Annotated in this window: 9 protein-coding genes; 4 read left to right on the top strand and 5 right to left on the bottom strand. The window is 72.2% G+C overall.

The features are described 5' to 3' along the window. Positions 1-91: 91 nt before the first annotated feature. Both FMP39_RS01830 and FMP39_RS01825 read left to right on the top strand, forming a co-directional pair. Positions 92-2,353, top strand: a complete 2,262-nt coding sequence (locus FMP39_RS01830; RefSeq protein ID WP_194858194.1) for a PAS domain S-box protein — start codon at positions 92-94, stop codon at positions 2,351-2,353. Continuing rightward, positions 2,350-4,128: an OPT family oligopeptide transporter gene (locus FMP39_RS01825; protein ID WP_141588306.1), complete on the top strand. Its 1,779-nt coding sequence runs from the start codon at positions 2,350-2,352 to the stop codon at positions 4,126-4,128. The genes FMP39_RS01830 and FMP39_RS01825 overlap by 4 nt, the downstream gene beginning before the upstream one ends. Here FMP39_RS01825 and FMP39_RS01820 read toward each other — a convergent pair. After that, a complete protein-coding gene (locus tag FMP39_RS01820) occupies positions 4,121-8,134 on the bottom strand; it encodes a serine/threonine-protein kinase PknK (RefSeq protein WP_141588305.1) in 4,014 nt (1,337 codons plus the stop codon). The genes FMP39_RS01825 and FMP39_RS01820 overlap by 8 nt on opposite strands. Positions 8,135-8,227: 93 nt before the next feature. Next, the gene (locus tag FMP39_RS01815; RefSeq protein ID WP_141588304.1) at positions 8,228-9,730 is read right to left on the bottom strand and encodes a Do family serine endopeptidase; all 1,503 of its coding nucleotides are present in this window, start codon (positions 9,728-9,730) and stop codon (positions 8,228-8,230) included. Positions 9,731-10,383: 653 nt separating this feature from the next. On the opposite strand from FMP39_RS01815, the gene FMP39_RS01810 reads away from it, so the two are divergent. Beyond that, positions 10,384-10,854, top strand: coding sequence for a response regulator (locus tag FMP39_RS01810; RefSeq protein WP_020478154.1), 471 nt, complete (start codon positions 10,384-10,386; stop codon positions 10,852-10,854). A 160-nt stretch (positions 10,855-11,014) separates the two neighbouring features. Then, the gene (locus tag FMP39_RS01805) at positions 11,015-11,815 is read left to right on the top strand and encodes a glutaminyl-peptide cyclotransferase (protein ID WP_141588303.1); all 801 of its coding nucleotides are present in this window, start codon (positions 11,015-11,017) and stop codon (positions 11,813-11,815) included. Positions 11,816-11,817: 2 nt separating this feature from the next. On the opposite strand, the gene FMP39_RS01800 is transcribed toward FMP39_RS01805, so the two are convergent. From FMP39_RS01800 to FMP39_RS01790, 3 genes are all read right to left on the bottom strand, one after another. Further along, positions 11,818-13,185, bottom strand: a complete 1,368-nt coding sequence (locus tag FMP39_RS01800) for a sigma-54 dependent transcriptional regulator (protein WP_141588302.1) — start codon at positions 13,183-13,185, stop codon at positions 11,818-11,820. After that, complete coding sequence (locus tag FMP39_RS01795; protein ID WP_141588301.1) at positions 13,167-14,645, bottom strand: HAMP domain-containing sensor histidine kinase; 1,479 nt, start codon at positions 14,643-14,645, stop codon at positions 13,167-13,169. The genes FMP39_RS01800 and FMP39_RS01795 overlap by 19 nt, the downstream gene beginning before the upstream one ends. Positions 14,646-14,938: 293 nt before the next feature. Beyond that, positions 14,939-16,504 carry a mucoidy inhibitor MuiA family protein gene (locus tag FMP39_RS01790; RefSeq protein ID WP_141588300.1) on the bottom strand — a complete coding sequence of 522 codons (1,566 nt, stop codon included), beginning with the start codon at positions 16,502-16,504 and terminating at the stop codon, positions 14,939-14,941. Positions 16,505-16,518: the final 14 nt, after the last annotated feature.

The following is a 16,518-nucleotide window of genomic DNA, read 5'->3' as shown; positions in this document are numbered from 1 at the left end:
GGGATTCAGGGGGCGTGACACTTCGCACGGAGAGAGAGCGCGGGGATGGCGGGAGAGCAGGGGCTTCGGGCGAGCGTCGGGGGGCTGCGACATGACGACGTTGGATGAACTCACGACGTGCGCGGGCCTTGCCTTGGCGCCACCGTCCTCCACGGGAGCCTGCCTCATCCTCATCAGCACCACCACGCCGGCAGCCATCGGCAAGGCCTACCGCCTGGACCAGGGCGAGCACATCATCGGCCGCGGTTCCGACGTCACCGTGCGCATCGACGACCACGGGGTGTCGCGCAAGCACGCGCGCGTCGTTCGTGCGGGCGACGGTGCCTGCCACGTCACCGACCTGGACTCCACCAACGGCACGCTGCTCAACGGCGTGCCCGTCAGCACCGCCGAGTTGATGGAAGGGGACCGGCTGCAGATCGGCACCGTCACCGTGTTCCGCTTCTCCAAGCGCGAGGTCCTGGAGCAGCGGGAGGAGCAGCTTCGCCAGGCGCTGACCGCCGCGCGCGTGGGCATCTGGGACTGGAACGCGCAGAGCGGCCGGGTGACGTGGAGCGAGCAGGTGGACCGGCTGCTGGGGCTTCCCGTGGGGAAGCTGTCCGGCCGCGCCATGGAGCTGTCGGAGGTGGTGCACCCAGCGGACCTGCCGCGCGTGAGCGAGGTGCTGGGCGCCGCGCTGGAGAAGAAGACGCAGGTGGACGTGGAGTACCGCATCGAGCCGCAGGGGAGCGGCTGGCGGTGGATTTCCTGCAAGGGTGACGTGCTGTGTGACGCCTCGGGCGCGCCGGCGCGGGTGACGGGCACGGTGATGGACATCACCGCGCGCAAGCTGGCCGAGCAGGAGCTGCACCGCCAATCGCTCATCTTCGAGAGCATCTACGACGGCGTGGTGATTACCGACCTGGGCGGCGGCATCATCGACTGGAACTCCAGCGCCGAGCGCATGTTCGGGCGGCAGAAATCAGAAGCGCTGGGCCAGACGCTCTTCAGCGTGCTGCACCCGGATGAGCCCGACCGGCTCACCGGCCTGATACTCACCGCGCTGGACAAGCAGGGGCGCTGGTCCGGAGAGCTGGAGTTCAAGCGCCACGACGGCACCACCTGCTGGTGCGAGTCCGTCGTCGTACCGCTGCGCGACAGCGAGGGGCGCGCCATCGCCAACATCATGGTCCACCGCGACACGACGGAGCGGAAGCAGCTCCAGGCGCACCTGGTGGTGGCGGACCGGCTGGCGTCGGTGGGCACGCTGGGCGCGGGCGTGGCGCACGAAATCAACAACCCGCTGGCCTACATGCTCGTCAACCTGCACCTCATCCGCGAAGGGCTGGAGCGGCTGGAGAGCCAGGCACCGGCGGCGCCCGTGGCGTCGTTGCAGCAATTGGTGCGTGAGACAGCGGAAGGCGCGGAGCGCATCGCCACCATCGTCCGCGACCTGAAGGTCTTCGCGCGCGGTGAGCAGGAGACGCGACTGATGCCGGTGGACGTGCGCCGGGCGGTGGAGCTGGCGTGCAAGATGGCGGACAACGTCATCCGCCACCGGGCGCGGCTGGTGACGGAGTTCGAGCCGGTGGCGCCGGTGGAAGCCAGCGAGTCGCGGCTGTGCCAGGTGTTCCTCAACCTGCTGCTCAACGCGGCGCAGGCGATTCCGGAGGAGGGCACGCCGGGCGTGGAGCACGAGATTCGCGTGGTCATCCGCGCCGGAGAGAAGGACCGGGTGGTGGTGGAGGTCCGCGACACGGGCATGGGCATGGGGCAGGAGGTGCTGGGCCGCATCTTCGACCCGTTCTTCACCACCAAGCCGGTGGGCGTGGGCACGGGGCTGGGGCTGTCCATCTGCCACGGCATCATCGAATCCATGGGCGGCGCCATCCAGGCGGAGAGCGAGCCGGGCCGGGGCAGCACCTTCCGCGTGGTGCTGTGCGCCGCCACGCGCGAGCTGGAGGTGCTGCCGCGCCTGTCCGCCACCATGCAGGCCAACGCGCGCGCGCGCATCCTGGTGGTGGATGACGAGCCCAACGTGACGTTGGCGCTCCAGCGCTCGCTGGCCGCGGACCACGAGGTGTCCACCGCGAACAGCGCCCAGGCCGCGCTGCGGCTGGTGAGCGACGGCGGCCGTTTCGACCTCATCCTCTGTGATGTGATGATGCCCGGGATGACGGGCATGGACCTGTACCACGAGCTGGGCCGCTGCGCCCCGGAGCAGGCTGGACGCATGGTGTTCATGACGGGCGGCGCCTTCACGCCGCGCACGGTGTCGTTCCTGCGTGACGTGCCCAACGCCAAGATTGCCAAGCCGCTGGACCTGATGCAGTTGCGCGAGCTCGTGGGCCGCTCCGCCGAGGCGGGGCGATGAGCCACCCGGTGAGTGGCCTCTCTGGAAAGGACCCTTCGGAGGTCGCGCCCGCGCCCTCCCTGTCCCTGGTGACGGAGCGCCCCGCGGCGCTGGAGTTGACGACGCGCGCGCTGGGCATGGGCCTGCTCATTGGTGGGCTGCTGGCCATCACCAATGTGTACATGGGGCTGAAGACGGGCTGGTGGGAGAGCGGCTCCGTCACCGCCGCGGTGCTGGGCTTCAGCGCCCTGGCCTCGGTGTCCCGCAGGCGCGGCGTGCCCTATACGCCGTTGGAGAACAACCTCACGCAGACGGCGGCGGCGGCCGTGGGGGCCATGCCGGCGGCGGCGGGCCTCTTGGGCGCGTTGCCAGCGCTGACGCTGCTGGGCACCTCCGTCCCGGGCTGGGGTGTGGCGGTGTGGAGCGTGGCGCTGGGGGTGTTGGGCGTGCTCGCCGCGCACCTGTTGCGGCGTCGGCTGGTGGCCCAGGAGGCCCTGCCGTTTCCCACCGGCATCGCCACCGCGGAGCTGATTACCGCGATGCACGCGTCCACGGGCGACACGGTCCGCGCGGGCCGTGGACGGCTGCTGGCGGGCGCGGGCGTGGCGGCGGTGGCGGTCACCGCCGCGCGGGATGCGTTCAAATGGCTGCCTGGGATGACGGCGCTGCCCGGCACGCTGGCGGGCCTTCCCGCCGCGTCGCTGACGTGGGGCGTGGGGTGGAGCCCCATGCTGCTGGCCATTGGCATGATGACGGGGCCGCGCCTGGGCCTGAGCATGCTGGCGGGCGCGGTGGTGGCGTGGGGCGTGCTGGCGCCGGGGCTCGCGGGCGCGGGTGTGCTGGCGGATACGCGCTACGAGACGCTCTCCGCCTGGCTCACGTGGCCGGGCGTGGGGCTGATGGTGGGCTCGGCCCTGGCGGCGCTGTTGGCGCAGGCGCGCGACTTCCTGAGCGCGGCGCGTGACGTGAGCAGCCTGGGGCGGGGCGCGGCGGTGCCGTCCTGGGCGCTGGGCGCGGGCCTGGCGGCGTGCGTGCTGGCGGTGGTGGTGGGCTCGGCGCTGTTCGGCCTCAGCGTGCCGTACATGCTGCTGGCGTTGGTGCTGGTGCTGCCCCTGTGCGCGGTGTGCGCGCGCGGCGCCGGACAGGTGGACGTGTCCCCCGTGACGCAGATGGGGCAGGTGACGCAGGTCATCTTCGGCGCGCTGCTGCCGGGGGCCATGGCGCCCAACGTCGCCGCGGGCGCCGTGGTGTCAGGCGCGGCCGCGCAGACGGGCGTCAGCATGTGGTCGCTCAAGGCGGGGCACCTGCTTGGGGCCTCCGCGCGCCACCAGCTCGCCGCGCAGCTCGTGGGCGTGCTGGCGGGCTCGGTGGTGGGCGTGCCGGTGTACCTGCTGCTGTCCAGGACGCACGGCCTGGGCTCGGAGGCGCTGCCCGCGCCCTTCGCCCACCAGTTCCGCGCGGTGGCGGAGGTGGCGGTGCGAGGGCTGGACGGGCTGCCGCCTCACGCGGCGCTGGCGGCCTGCGTGGCCGTGGGCGTGGGCGCACTGCTCACTTTTGTGTCCCGTGGCCGGGCGGCGCGGTGGCTGCCGCTGCCGGTGGCGCTGGGCATCGGCTTCATCCTGCCGGCCTACTACGCGGTGACGCTGTGCCTGGGCGCGCTGGGACTGGCGGCGGCGCGTTGGCGCTGGCCCCAGGCGGCGGACCGGGACACGTCCACGCTGGCGGCGGGCTCCATCGCGGGCGAGTCGCTGGCGGGCGTGCTCATCGCCGCGCTGATGGCCTTCGGCCTCACGTAGCCGACGAAGACTCGAGCACCTTCTCCAGGGAGCGGCGGATGCGGCCCTCCATGAGGTTGGGCACGTGCCGCGCGCGCTCCAGGGCCTCGCGCAGCACGCGCGCGGCCTCTTCCCGGTCGCCCCGGCGCAGCGCCGCCAGCCCCATCATCTCCAGGACCTCCAGCGGCTCCTGCTCCACGGACACCTGCGCGGAGCGCTCGCGCAGGGACCACCACGCCTCGGGGGCGGCGTCGCGGGTGGCCAGCTCCACCATGGAGAAGAGGACCTCCTCGGACGGGCTCAGCTCCACGCCCGGCGGGCCTTCCGCCATCACGTGCCGCACCTGGGCCAGCACCTCGCGGGCACGGGTGTGCCGGCCCATCCAGGCCAGGGCTCGCGCCTGGAGCAGCAGGGCCCACGGGCGTGACGCCACCTCCGGGTGCCGTCGCTCCAACGCAATGGCGCGAGCGATGTGGGGCGCCGCGGCGTCGGCGTCGCCGGCCTGGTAGTGCAGCTCACCGAGGTTGTGCTCGGCGAAGTACTCCCAGCCCACCATGCCCAGTTCGCGGCCCAGGTGCATGAAGCGCTCCTGGTCCTTCAGCGCCCGCGTCAGCTCCTTGCGCGCCACCCACAAGTTGCGCCGGTTGTTGATGGCGCTGCCCAGGTGGAAGTGGTCACCGCGCTCGGTGCAGGCGGTGATGACCTCGGTGAGCACGTGCTCCGTCTCGTCGATGTCGCCCAGGTTGGGAAGGATGACGGCCAGCAGCAACTGCGCCACCACCTGCGTCTCATAGCCCGCGTCGCCCAGGCGGCGCGCGCGCTCGGCGGCGGCCTCCAGGGGCATGCGCGCCTCCTGCCACTCACCCTTGCGGAACTGGGCGCGTCCCAGCGCCAGCAGCAGCCGCGCCTGCACGTAGGGCGAGGCCACGGTGGCCGCCAGCTGTTGGGCCTCCAGCGCGCGGGCCTCGCTGCGCGTGTAGTCGTTCACCCAGTCCAGCGCCATGGCCTCGTCCAGCAGCAGCTCCACTTCCGTGCGCGTGTGGCCCAGCCGGCGGGCACGCTCGCGGGCCGCGGCGAAGTCCGCCAGCGAGTCGTCATACCGGCCAATGCGGATGCGCATCAGGCCCCGGCCGCGCAGCGCGGTGAGGCAGCGCAGCTCGTCGGTGGGCTCCAGCAGCTCCAGCGCCCGCGTGTACATGGCCTCGGCGTCGAGGAACGCGTGGCGGCCCCGGGCGGACTCGGCCAGGTCGATGGAGAGCGCGGCGGCCTCGTCGCGGCGCCCGGCGGCGGCGGCGTGCAGGGCCAGGCGAGGCAGACGCTGGCGCTCACCGGCGCCGGCCGCGCTGAGGAAGTAGCGGTAGGCGGCGTGGTGGACGTGCTCGCGCTCGGCGGCGGGCAGGGTGGAGGCCACCGCCTCGCGCAGCAGCTCGTTGCGGAAGCTCAACCCATCGTGACGGTGGGACACCAGCAAGCCGGAGTCCAGGAGCCGCTTGGTGGCGTGGCCCGCGTCCAGGGGGAAGCCGCCCGCGGCGCCTTCGCGCTCCAGCTCGCGCACCACGCCTTCGGCCGTGGCCGCGGTGAAGTCCGTGCCCAGCATCGCGCACAGGCGCGCGTGTGCGGCCAGTGATGGCGGCAGCGCGCCCAGCTCGCGGTCCGCCAGCCACTCCACCAGCCGCAGCTCGGGCACCTTCTCCAGCCCGTCTGTGACGAGGTACCAGCTCCCTCCCGGCGCGCGCTGGCGCACCAGGCCCTGGCGCTTGAGGCCGCGCACCAGCTCCACCAGGTAGAGGGGGACGTATTGCGCGCGCTCGACGATGCGCTCCACCGCCTGCGCGGGCACGTTCTCCACTGGCTTGAGCAGCAGGCGGCACAGCGACTGCGCCTGGTCGGCCGCCAGCACCGGCAGGGACAACGTGGCCTGCTTCGCGGCGCGAGTGCCCCAGGTGGGACGGCTCTTCTCGAAGCCCGGGCGCGCCAGCACGCACACCCACAACGGGACACTGGCCTCGGCGAGGCAGGCGTACTCCAGCGCGTCCAGCGCCGTCTCCTCCGCGAAGTGCGCGTCGTCCAGGACGAGGCACAGCGGACGCTCGCGGGCATTGGCGGCCAGCAACTCACCGGCGGCGCGCATGGCCAGCGAGCGAAGCGCACCGGGCGCGGCGGCCCAGCTCTGGAGCTCCGGGCCACCGGGCGTGTACCAACCCAGCGTGGCGGCCACGCCGGGCCACAGCTCGGTGCCCAGCGTGGGGCCCAGGCGCTGGAGGATGGCGGCGCGTGTCTGCTGCTCGGTGTCCGTGTCGTCGCGCTCGAAGGCGTTGAGGGCGCACCGCAGCAGCGTGCGCAGGGTGCCGTCGGGGTCGCCCTGCACCGGCTCCCGGGAGCGCGAGCTGTACACCCGCGCGTGGGGCAGCAGCAGTTGCAGACGGCGGGCGAGGGTTGCGGCCAGGTGGCTCTTGCCCAGGCCGCGCTCGCTCAAGACGGTGACGATGGTGGGCGTGGCGCCGCCCACCGCGGAGCGCGCGCTCTCCAGCAGCTCGGCCAGCTCCGCCTCGCGGCCCACCAGCACCTCGCTGCCGAGTTGGAGGACGGTGATGTCCGGACGGGGCGCGGCGCCCGGCGGCGCGGGGCGCAACAGGCCCCGCAGCTCCGGCACCTCCATGCAGGGCACCTCGGGCACGGCCTCGGCGGCGGCGGGAGACAGCAGGAGGCCATGGGCCTCGGGCCCGCTGGGGTAGCGGTCCTCGCGGGACAGGATGGCGCCCAGGTAGCGCGGCGCGCCGGTGGGACGGCGCTGCACGGTGACGGCGGACACGTCCACGAGGCCGTTGGCCGACAGGCCCCGCTCCGCCAATCCTTCCGCGGCGCGCATGGCGCGGCGCACCGGGTTCTCTCCCGCGTCCGGGTCGAAGACGGCGGCGATGCGCTGGGCGTCGGAGAAGGCCAGGTGCCCGCCATAGGAGGCCAGGGCCTTCTGGAGCGACACGGGGTTGGCGCGCGAGGTGAGGAACAGGATGGCGACGGAGCGGCGTACCTGCGCGGGGCGCGGCTCGCCCGGCGCCGCGGGCCGAGGCGTCGCGGGCTCGGTGGCGCGGTGGGCGTGCTCGAAGGCCTCGCGCAGCGCGCTGCCCAGCGCGGCGGCGTTCTCCGGACGGCGGGCGGGCTCCTTCGCCAGACAGCGCAGCACCACCTCCTCCACCGCGGGCGGCACGGGCGCGAAGTCGGACGGGGGCGGCGGGCGCAGCGACAGGTGGGCCTGGAGCACGTCCGGAGTGGGACCGAAGAAGGGCGGCCGTCCGGTGAGCATCTCGTAGAGGAGGACGCCCAGCGCGTACACGTCCGTGCGCGTGGAGATGTCCGCGTTGCCCGCACATTGCTCGGGGGCCATGTACTCCGCGGTGCCGGCGAAGCCAGACGCGTCACTGGGCGTGGAGGCATCGCTGGGCTGCGAGGCGCTCTCCGTGGTGGCGCCCCGCACCAGGCCGAAGTCGAAGACGCGCACGCGGCCCGTCGCTTCATCGACGAAGAGGTGCTCCGGCTTGAGGTCGCAGTGGGCGAGCCCGTGTGCGTGGACCTGAGCCACCGTGTCCACCACGGCCAGCGCGCGAGGCGCCAGCTCGTCGGGGGGCAGCGGTCCCGCGGCGCGAGCCAGCCGGTCCGCCAGGGTGGGGAGTGGCACGTACTCCATGGCCAGGAAGCGCGCGCCACCCGTCAGGGCGCCCGCCTCGTAGAGCGCGGGCACCGTGGGCGGCCCGAGCACGCGCAGGGCCTCTGACTCACGGGCGAGCTGGGCGCGGCCCAGCCAGTTGCTCCCACGGGCCACCTTGATGGCCACGCGCAGGCCGTCCGCTTCGCGCTGGGCGCCCAGCAGCACGCCGAAGCCTCCTCGCGCGAAGACGCCGTCCACCTGGTAGCCCGGAACAGCGGGCACAGGGGACGGCGAGGGCGTGTCTCCCTGAGGAGGCGGTCCTGGCGGGCACGGCGCATGAGAGCCTTCCCAGCGCCGTCCGCATGTCTGGCATCGCGGCACGGAGGGGACTCTACGTCAGGTGTCCTCCGGTTTCAGAACCCCCGGGGTCGTCTACGTACCATCCCGGGGGTCCACAGTTTCCCACCACCGTGTTCAGCGCTCCGGGACTTCCACCGCGCGCAGCAGCGTGGACTCCGAACCCGGCATGCGCACGCGCAGGAGCAGCGCGGCGCCGGGCTTCGCGGCCGTCAGGGCCTGGGCGGCGTCCGACGCGCTGGCGATTTTCTGGTCGCCCACCTGGACCAGCACCATGCCCGGCACCAGGCCCCCGCGCTCGGCGGGGCTGCCCGGCTCCACGGCGACCACCTGCGCGCCGCCGTCCCGCGTGTCCGACAACTGCACGCCCAGCCGCCTCGGCGCGGAGGCGGACGCGTTGCGCGGAAGCACCTCTTGCTCGCCATTCTGCGCGGGCCGCGTGCCCAGGGTGACGTCCAGCGACTGCGCCTTGCCACCGCGCAGCAGGTCCACCTTCACGCGGCTGTCGGGCTGGAGCAGGGCCACGGCGCGCGTCAGCCCGCCCGCGGAGTCCACCGGCTTGCCGTTGACGGAGGTGATGACGTCCTCCTCGCGCAGGCCGGCGCGCTCGCCCGGGCTGCCGCGGTTGACGCCCGCCACCACCGCGCCCTTCATCGCTTCCAGGCCCAGCGCCCGCGCCAGGTCCGGCGTGAGGTCCTGTACGGCCAGGCCCAGCCAGCCGCGACGCACCACGCCCGTCTCCTTGAGCTGCGGCAGCAGCGCCTGGATGAGCTTGCTGGGCACCGCGAAGCCGATGCCCGTGGCGCCGCCGACGATGGCGGTGTTCATGCCCACCACCTCGCCCTGCATGTTGAAGAGCGGCCCGCCGGAGTTGCCGGGGTTGATGGCGGCGTCCGTCTGGAGGAATTCGTCATAGGGGCCCGCCTGGATGTCGCGGGCCCGCGCGGAGAGGATGCCCGCGCTCACGCTGGACGCCAGGCCGAAGGGATTGCCAATGGCCATGACGGCGTCGCCCACGCGCAGCGCGTCCGAGTCCCCCAGCGGCACCGCCGGCAGGTTGCCCGGCGCCCCCTTCAGCTTCAGCAGGGCCACGTCGGTGAGCGGATCGCGGCCCATCACCTCCGCGTCGAAGGCACGCCCGTCATCCAGCTTCACGCGCACCTGGTCGGCGTCCTCCACCACGTGGTTGTTGGTGAGGACGATGCCGGAGGCGTCGATGATGAAGCCGGAGCCCGCGCCCTGTCGTGCCGGGCCGTTGCCTTCGCCGCCGAACCCGGGCGGCAGGCCGAAGCGCTCCGCGATGCCGGGTGGCAGGCGCTGCATGGCGGCTGACCTGCGGGGCCGCGCGCGCACCTCCACGTTGACCACCGCGCCCTTCACCGCGTCCACCAGCGGCGCCAGCGAGGTGATGCCGCCCTGGCTTCCGGCCACGGCCGGATTGAAGAGCGCCTTCTGGATGGGCGGCGCCGCCTGCGACGGAACAGCGGCGGCGACGTGGGCGGTGGGAGCGGGCGACGCCGCGGACGCGGAGCCAATGGCCTGGCCACAGGCGCCAAGCGTGGCGGCGGGAAGAAGGACCAGCGCACTGAGGAAGCGGCGGGAGGGGAGCGAGCAGGCCATCGTTCGTTCTCCAATCGAGAGGGAAAATGCCGGTCCAGGCGAGGGGCCTGCGCGAGAAAGGTCCCACCTTGGAGGGGTGGAAGGTGATGCCCTGCGGCCGACTGTCCCCCGACGTCAGCAGCGGTCATCGCCATGGGGTTTCTTGCGTGAGCCCCGCGCCCGAACCGATGTTGGGAGGCATTGCAGTTGGCGGGCCAACGCTCCTCGCCCTCGGAATGCCTCGGAGCCACGGTCCGTGCGTGCCCCAGGTGCCCCATCATCCCGGGGCAAACTGCCCCGGCTTGGGGCATTTCTCCCCGGGGCAACGTGCCCCGCCCCCGTTTCTGGGGCGCCAGCGGGCCATACAGCGGGTGTGGAACCTGTCAGGAGCGTCCCGCCCCCAGGCCGGCGCGCTGTCCGGGTGTGCCGCGCCGGTCCCAGAAGCGGAGCGCCTCCTTATATGGGCGACAGGGATGGGGCTCCTGGCGGCCCAGGCATGGGGGGCGAGCGGGCCCTCGCGGGTCGGCTGGCGGGCGGGCAGGGGCCAACGCTCCGGGGCCACGGCGTGGCACGGCGGATGCTCATGCGTTGGGCGCCCGGCGCCGCCCCGTCCCGAAGCGAGGGAGGGGCCCAGGTGCCGGGCGTGCCCACCACACCACAAGGAGCAGCCATTGATGGGGCCAGACGAATTCACGGCGGTCAGCGACGAGGTGCGGGAGTGGCCGCTGTCGACGCGTGAGTGGGTGTCGCGCCGCAGCGCTCCGCGAATCCTCCTGGGGGAGGATCAGCCCGAGATGCGCAGCCTGTTGCGGCGGGCGCTGTCCCGGCGCGGGTATGACGTCGTGGAGGCACCGGACGGCCCGGGGCTGGTCAAGGCGCTGGTGGACGGACTGCTCGCGCAGCAGACGCAGGTCCCCGACCTCATCGTCACCGACGTGCGCATGCCCGGCTTCTCGGGCATCGAGGTGCTGGCCCGCCTGCGCCGCGAGGGCTGGACGACGCCCGTCATCCTCATCACCGCCTTCGGCGATGCGCAGCTCCACCAGGAAGCGGAGCTGCTCGGCGCGGCGCGCGTGCTCAACAAGCCCTTCGCCATGGAGGATTTGTGCGAGGCGGTGGAGATGCTGGTACCGCCGCCGCGCTGAGGCTTCACGGCGCGCGTGCCCTGACTGTTCGCCCAGTGTCGCGGGCCCGGCGAGAAATCCGATGGACGCGGTGGGGCGGGTGCTTGCACCCTGACGGGCCTGGGTCCAGGCTCGCGCGGGGCGGTGGGCGTCGCACGAACCGCTTCACTCGAGGCGTCTCATGCGGATTCCATCCTCGCTGCTGTCCTTGCTCGCGCTGGGCGCGGCGTGCCATTGCAGCCCCACGAACCGGCCGGTGCCGGATGCGGGAGGCAGCGTGCAGGAACCCGTGCGGCGCGTGGCGCACATCATCCGTGAGTATCCCCACGCGACGAATGCCTTCACCCAGGGACTGGTGTTCCACCAGGGGCACCTCTTCGAGAGCACCGGGCACCAGGGGACGCTGCGGCAGTTGTCGCTGGAGAGCGCGCAGCCGGTGTGGATGGAGCGCCTGGGGAACATCTTCGCGGAGGGCCTGGCCAGCGATGGTGAGCGCCTGTACCAGCTCACCTGGACCGAAGGCGTGCTCTTCACCTGGAGCGGCATGCCGCCACAGCGCGAGCGGACCACGCGCTACTCGGGGGAGGGCTGGGGCCTCTGCTACTGGAACGGGAAGCTGGTGCGCAGCGATGGCGGCACCATGCTCACCTTCCACGAGCCCGACGGCTTCGCCCTGGTGGGCGCGGTGCAGGTGAAGCTGCGCGGCCAGCCCGTGGAGCTCATCAACGAGCTGGAGTGCGCCAACGGCGTCATCTACGCCAACATCTGGCACAGCTCGGACGTGCTGGAAATCGACCCCGCCACGGGCACGGTGGTGGGCGTCATCGACGCGTCGGCGCTGACGCGCGCGGTGGCGGGGCAGGTGACCAACCCGGAGGCGGTGCTCAACGGCATCGCCGTGGAGCCGGGCTCGGGCCGCATCTTCATGACAGGCAAGCTGTGGCCCTGCCTCTTCGAGGTGCGTCTGGACGTGGTGGACTGACGTCAGGCCTTGCGCGTGTCGTCGTCGCGCTCCAGCTTGCGGTACAGCGTCTTGCGGTCCACCCCGAGGATGCGCGCCGCCAGCGTGCGGCTTCCGCCCACCGCCTCCAGAACGCGGTGGATGTAGCGCCGCTCCAGTTGCTCCAGCGTCACCAGCTCCGAGGCGTCCTGCGTCTCCGGCACCACGCGCGGCTGGCTGTAGTTGCGGACGCGCTCGGGCAGGTCGTCCACGGTGATTTCCTCGAAGGAGGTGAGCGCCACCGCGCGCTCCAGGCAGTTCTGCAGCTCGCGCACGTTGCCCGGCCAGCCGTAGGCGAGCAGCCGCTGGGCCGCCGCGGGGGACAGGCCCAGCACCCGCTTCCCGGTGCGCGAGGCGAACTGCTCGATGAAGCGCTGGGACAGGGCCAGCACGTCGTTGCCGCGCGCGCGCAGCGGCGGCAGCTCCACGCCGATGACGTTGAGCCGGTAGTAGAGGTCCTCGCGGAAGCGGTCCTCCTCCACGGCCAGCTCCAGGTCGCGGTTGGTGGCGGCGACGATGCGCGCGTCGAAGGGCAGCTCCGTGTCGCCGCCCACCGGGCGCACCGTGCGCTCCTGCAGGGCGCGCAGCAGCTTGGGCTGGAGGGTGAGGGGCAGCTCGCCCACCTCGTCCAGGAAGAGGGTGCCGCCATTGGCCTGGACGAACAGGCCGGTGCGGGCGGCCTTGGCGTCGGTGAAGGCGCCCTTGGCGTGGCCGAACAGCTCGCTCTCCAACAGGGCCTCCGGCATGGCCGCGCAGTTGATGGCGACGAAGGGCCCGTCCTTGCGGCGCCCGCGCGTGTGGACGGCCCGGGCCGCCACCTCCTTGCCGGTGCCGCTCTCGCCGGTAATCAGCACCGTGGAGTCCAGGTCCGCCACGCGGTCGATGAGCGCGTAGGCCTGCTTCATGGCGGGGCTCTCACCCACCACGGTGCCGCTGTCCTCGCGCCGGCCCAGCTCCTGGCGCAGCCTGCGCACCTCTTCACGCAGGGCGCGGTGCTGCACGGCGCGCTCCAGCACCAGCACCAGCGCGTCCACGTCGATGGGCTTGGTGACGAAGTCGTACGCGCCGGCGCGGATGGCGGCCACCGCCGTCTCCAGGCTGCCGAAGGCCGTCACCACCACCACGGGGATGTCCGGGCGGTTGAGGGCGATGCGCTCGCACAGCGCCAGCCCGTCCATGCCGGGCATGCGCAGGTCGGTGAGCACCACGTCGAAGTCCTCGGCGGCCAGCCGCACCAGGGCCTCGTCCGCTGACGGGAGCGCCACGGGCGTGAAGCCCCGGCGCGTGAGCCCCTTCTCCAACATCGCGCGCATCTCGCGCTCGTCCTCGACGACTAGGACGCGGCCTGGCATGTGTCTTCACCCCTTGGCAGGTAGATGGAGAAGCAGCTACCGCGTCCGGGCTCGCTGCGCACGGCAATCCAGCCGCCATGCTCCAGCATGAGCCCATAGGAGACAGACAGGCCCAGTCCGGTGCCCTCTCCCACGTCCTTGGTGGTGAAGAAGGGCTCGAAGAGGTGGGACAGCACGTCCTCGGGAATTCCCTGGCCCTCGTCCTCCACGTCCAGGCGCACGAAGTCCGCCTCGGGTCCGCCCACGTCCGGGGGCGGGGTGCTCCGGGTGTGGGCCGCGCGCACGCGCACTGTGCCCGGCTGCTTCATGGCCTGCACACCGTTCATCACCAGGTTGGTGAGCACCTGCTGCACCTGGCCCGCGTCCACCTCCACCGTGAGTCCCGCGGGGATGTCCGTCTCCAGCGTGACGCTGTTTCGCGCCGCCATGGAGCGCAGCAGCGACAGGGTGCGTTCGACCAGGCCCTGCACGTCTTCTGGCGCGCGGTGCGGCTTCCTCCGCCGCGCGAAGTCGAGGAGCTGACGGATGATGGCCGTCATGTGCTGGGCCTGCTGCGAGATGATTTGCGCGCACTCGCCCACTTCCTCGCCCTCCGCCTCGCCGGAGGAGATCATCTTCGCCCGGCCCATGACGACGTTGAGCGGGGTGCCCAGCTCATGCGCCACGCCGGAGGCCAGCTTGCCCACGGTGGTGAGCCGGTCCGCGTGACGCAGGTGGTCCACGGCGGACAGGCGCGCGGCCGTCTCCGTGGCGAGGCGCGAGCGCGTCTCCTCCAGTTGCTCGCCCATGCGGTTCATGGCGCCGGCCAGGGTGGTGAGCTCGTCGCCGCGGCGCTGCGGGAGCGGCACGCGGGCGGTGAGGTCGCCCTCGCCGATGCGGTGGGCCAGAGACACGAGCTGGTCCACCGGCTCGCCCACCAGCCGGCGGCCCATGGCCATGGCGGCCACGATGAAGCCGATGGCCATGGCGGCGGTGGCGGCGAAGGTGCCCATGACCACGGTGTTGACGTACTTCTGCTGTTCGCCCAGCGACTCGGTGATTTCGATGGCGCCCAGCCGGTTGCCGATGAGCACCGGCGTGTACGAATGAAGCAGGCCGGGGTCCACGGCGGGGTCCACCATGGAGCCGTCCTTGCCCTGGAGCAGGGTCGAGAGCAGGCGCGGCGGGAAGCCGGTGAGGGCCGGGGTGCCGGGGCCGCCATCGAGCCACACCCAGCGCAGGTGGACCTGCTCCTGGAAGCGGTTGGCCTGGTGGAGCAGGGTGAGCGCCTCGCGCTCCCCGGCGAGCTGCCACGCCTTGCCGATGGAGCCAGCGAGCGTGTGGCCGAGCAACCGGTGGTCATGCTGCATGTCCAGGGCGGAGCGCTCGAGCTCGCGGCGGACCTGGACGTACTGCAAGCCCGCCATGACGGCGATGGCGAGCAGGACGAGGGCGAGGGTGAACTTGCGGGCGAGTCTCACGGGCGGTTCGTAAAGAGGCTGCTCCGGTCCGTGCGCCTCGAGGGGGAGGGAGCGCACGGACCGGAGGTGGGTTCTCACAACGTACCGCGAGTGCTGCAACAAGGAAGGCGGCGTTTGCCGCACGAGCCCTCGCCGGCTGTCGGGACGGGCGGGACGTACTTCCTTGGGCCCACGCAAAGCATCCACTGTGCCAACGGAGGCGGGGCGGTGCCTCACTCGGGGACGCGGGTGCCGTGTCCCACCCTGGGCGGGGCAGATTGCCCCGGAGAGGGGCAGGATGCCCCGATGCGACGTCAGAGCCCCTTCGTTTCGTAGTGGGAGGGGGCGTCGACGTGGAAGGCGAAGTCCACGGTCCGCTTCTCGCCCGGGGCCAGCTTCACCTTCCAGGTGGCGATGCCGTCGTTGGATTGGAGCGTGTAGCCGGCCGTCGTCTCGGGCTCCAGGGCCACTTTCACGTCGTCCAGTTCGGAGACGGGGAAGTGGTCGGAGAGCTCCACTTCTTCCGGGTGCGCGCGGAGGTTGTTCAGCGTGAACTGGTAGGCGTACCGGAAGCGCTGCGTGTCCTTGAACAGGCCCTTGGGGCGCTGGAGTTCCTCCACCACGCGGCGCTCCACGCGCAGGCCTTCTTCCACGCCGAAGGTCAGCTCGAAGGGGGCACCTTGCGCCACGTGCTCCAGTGACTGGCGGCCGATGAAGCCCGCGCCACGATAGAGGTCCACATCACCTGGCAGCAGCGGGAACGCGGCGGCGTTGTTCAAGCGGGCCACGCGGAAGACGACGGGGTGCAGCTTGGGGATGGTGCGCCAGTGGAACGCGGCCTTGAGCCGGGTCTGCGCCACCTGCACGCGCACGGCGCTGTCATCGCCAGGGATGCTCACGGGGGTCGGCGCCACCAGTTGCACGGACAGGCCCTGTGGTACGGATTCGAGTCCCTTCGAACGCGCGGTGTTGTCGGTACCTCCCGCGTGGGCGTGCTGTGGCTGCTCGTCGCGGCGCACCAACACCCGGCGCTCTTTCGCCCGTTCCTCCGCGAACACGGTCAGGGGCCGGATTGCCGGAAGCGTCGCGTCCCGTTGCGGCTGCGCCGTGGAGAGCACCAGCTTTGCCTCCGACCAATCCTCACCGGTGGCCTGGCGCACCGTGGCCAGCGTCGTCAACTCCAGCGTCTGGCTGTTCTCGTTCGCGCGGGCCTCATAGGAGGGTGTCCAGGAAGCCTGGCTCACCAGATAGGTCAGCTCCACGATGGCCCGCGCCCCTTCGGGACAGGACAGGCGCACCTCCACGCGGCGTTCCTGTCGTTCGGTGTCGAGCCGGAGCATCTCCATTTCGGCTTCCACCTGGGAGCGCTGTTTCTCGAGCGTGCGCAGTCTGGCGCTTGCCTCCAGGGCCTCGGTCATCGCGCGCTGCCGCACGGCCAACGCCGAATCGAGGGAGGCTGCCCAGGCACGTGGGTCGGGCTTTGAAGCCGTCAGTTCCCGAGTGATGCGGTCCACGGCGACATCCGTGTAGCCATTCGCGAGCGTTCTCAGGTCGCTCACTCGCGCCACCGCATCGTTGTGGGCCTTTTCCTCACGGAGGATGGCGCCCAGGCGGGCTTCCAGGCGGGTGCGTTCCTCGCGATGGGCTTCCTCGCGCGCGGACTCTTCACTGATGAGGCCTTCCACGGTGGCGCCCATGGCGCGGGCACGCAAACTGTCGGGCACGGCGGCCAGGGGGACGGCTTCGAAAAGGGCGCTGGTAGGGCCCCGGCACGTCACGGTCTGCTCGCGCGTGACTTGCGCACGATCCGGGTACACCACGACAGTGGACACCTTGGCGGACGCAACGAGCGCCCACAGCGTCAGGGACAGGGCAGGCATGGGGCGGTCCTCGG

Source organism: Myxococcus sp. AB056, from assembly GCF_006547365.1.
GTDB classification, from domain to species: Bacteria; Myxococcota; Myxococcia; order Myxococcales; family Myxococcaceae; genus Myxococcus; species Myxococcus virescens.
Note: the sequence above shows the minus strand (reverse complement) of the source record. Positions and strands in the feature narration are given on the sequence as shown.

What these genes read in the sequence shown, in the direction of transcription:
- FMP39_RS01815 (WP_141588304.1), bottom strand. Translation starts at nt 9,730, where the DNA reads ATGGCCTGCTCGCTCCCCTCCCGCCGCTTCCTCAGTGCGCTGGTCCTT.
- FMP39_RS01790 (WP_141588300.1), bottom strand. Translation starts at nt 16,504, where the DNA reads ATGCCTGCCCTGTCCCTGACGCTGTGGGCGCTCGTTGCGTCCGCCAAG.
- FMP39_RS01805 (WP_141588303.1), top strand. Translation starts at nt 11,015, where the DNA reads ATGCGGATTCCATCCTCGCTGCTGTCCTTGCTCGCGCTGGGCGCGGCG.
- FMP39_RS01825 (WP_141588306.1), top strand. Translation starts at nt 2,350, where the DNA reads ATGAGCCACCCGGTGAGTGGCCTCTCTGGAAAGGACCCTTCGGAGGTC.
- FMP39_RS01810 (WP_020478154.1), top strand. Translation starts at nt 10,384, where the DNA reads ATGGGGCCAGACGAATTCACGGCGGTCAGCGACGAGGTGCGGGAGTGG.
- FMP39_RS01800 (WP_141588302.1), bottom strand. Translation starts at nt 13,185, where the DNA reads ATGCCAGGCCGCGTCCTAGTCGTCGAGGACGAGCGCGAGATGCGCGCG.
- FMP39_RS01830 (WP_194858194.1), top strand. Translation starts at nt 92, where the DNA reads ATGACGACGTTGGATGAACTCACGACGTGCGCGGGCCTTGCCTTGGCG.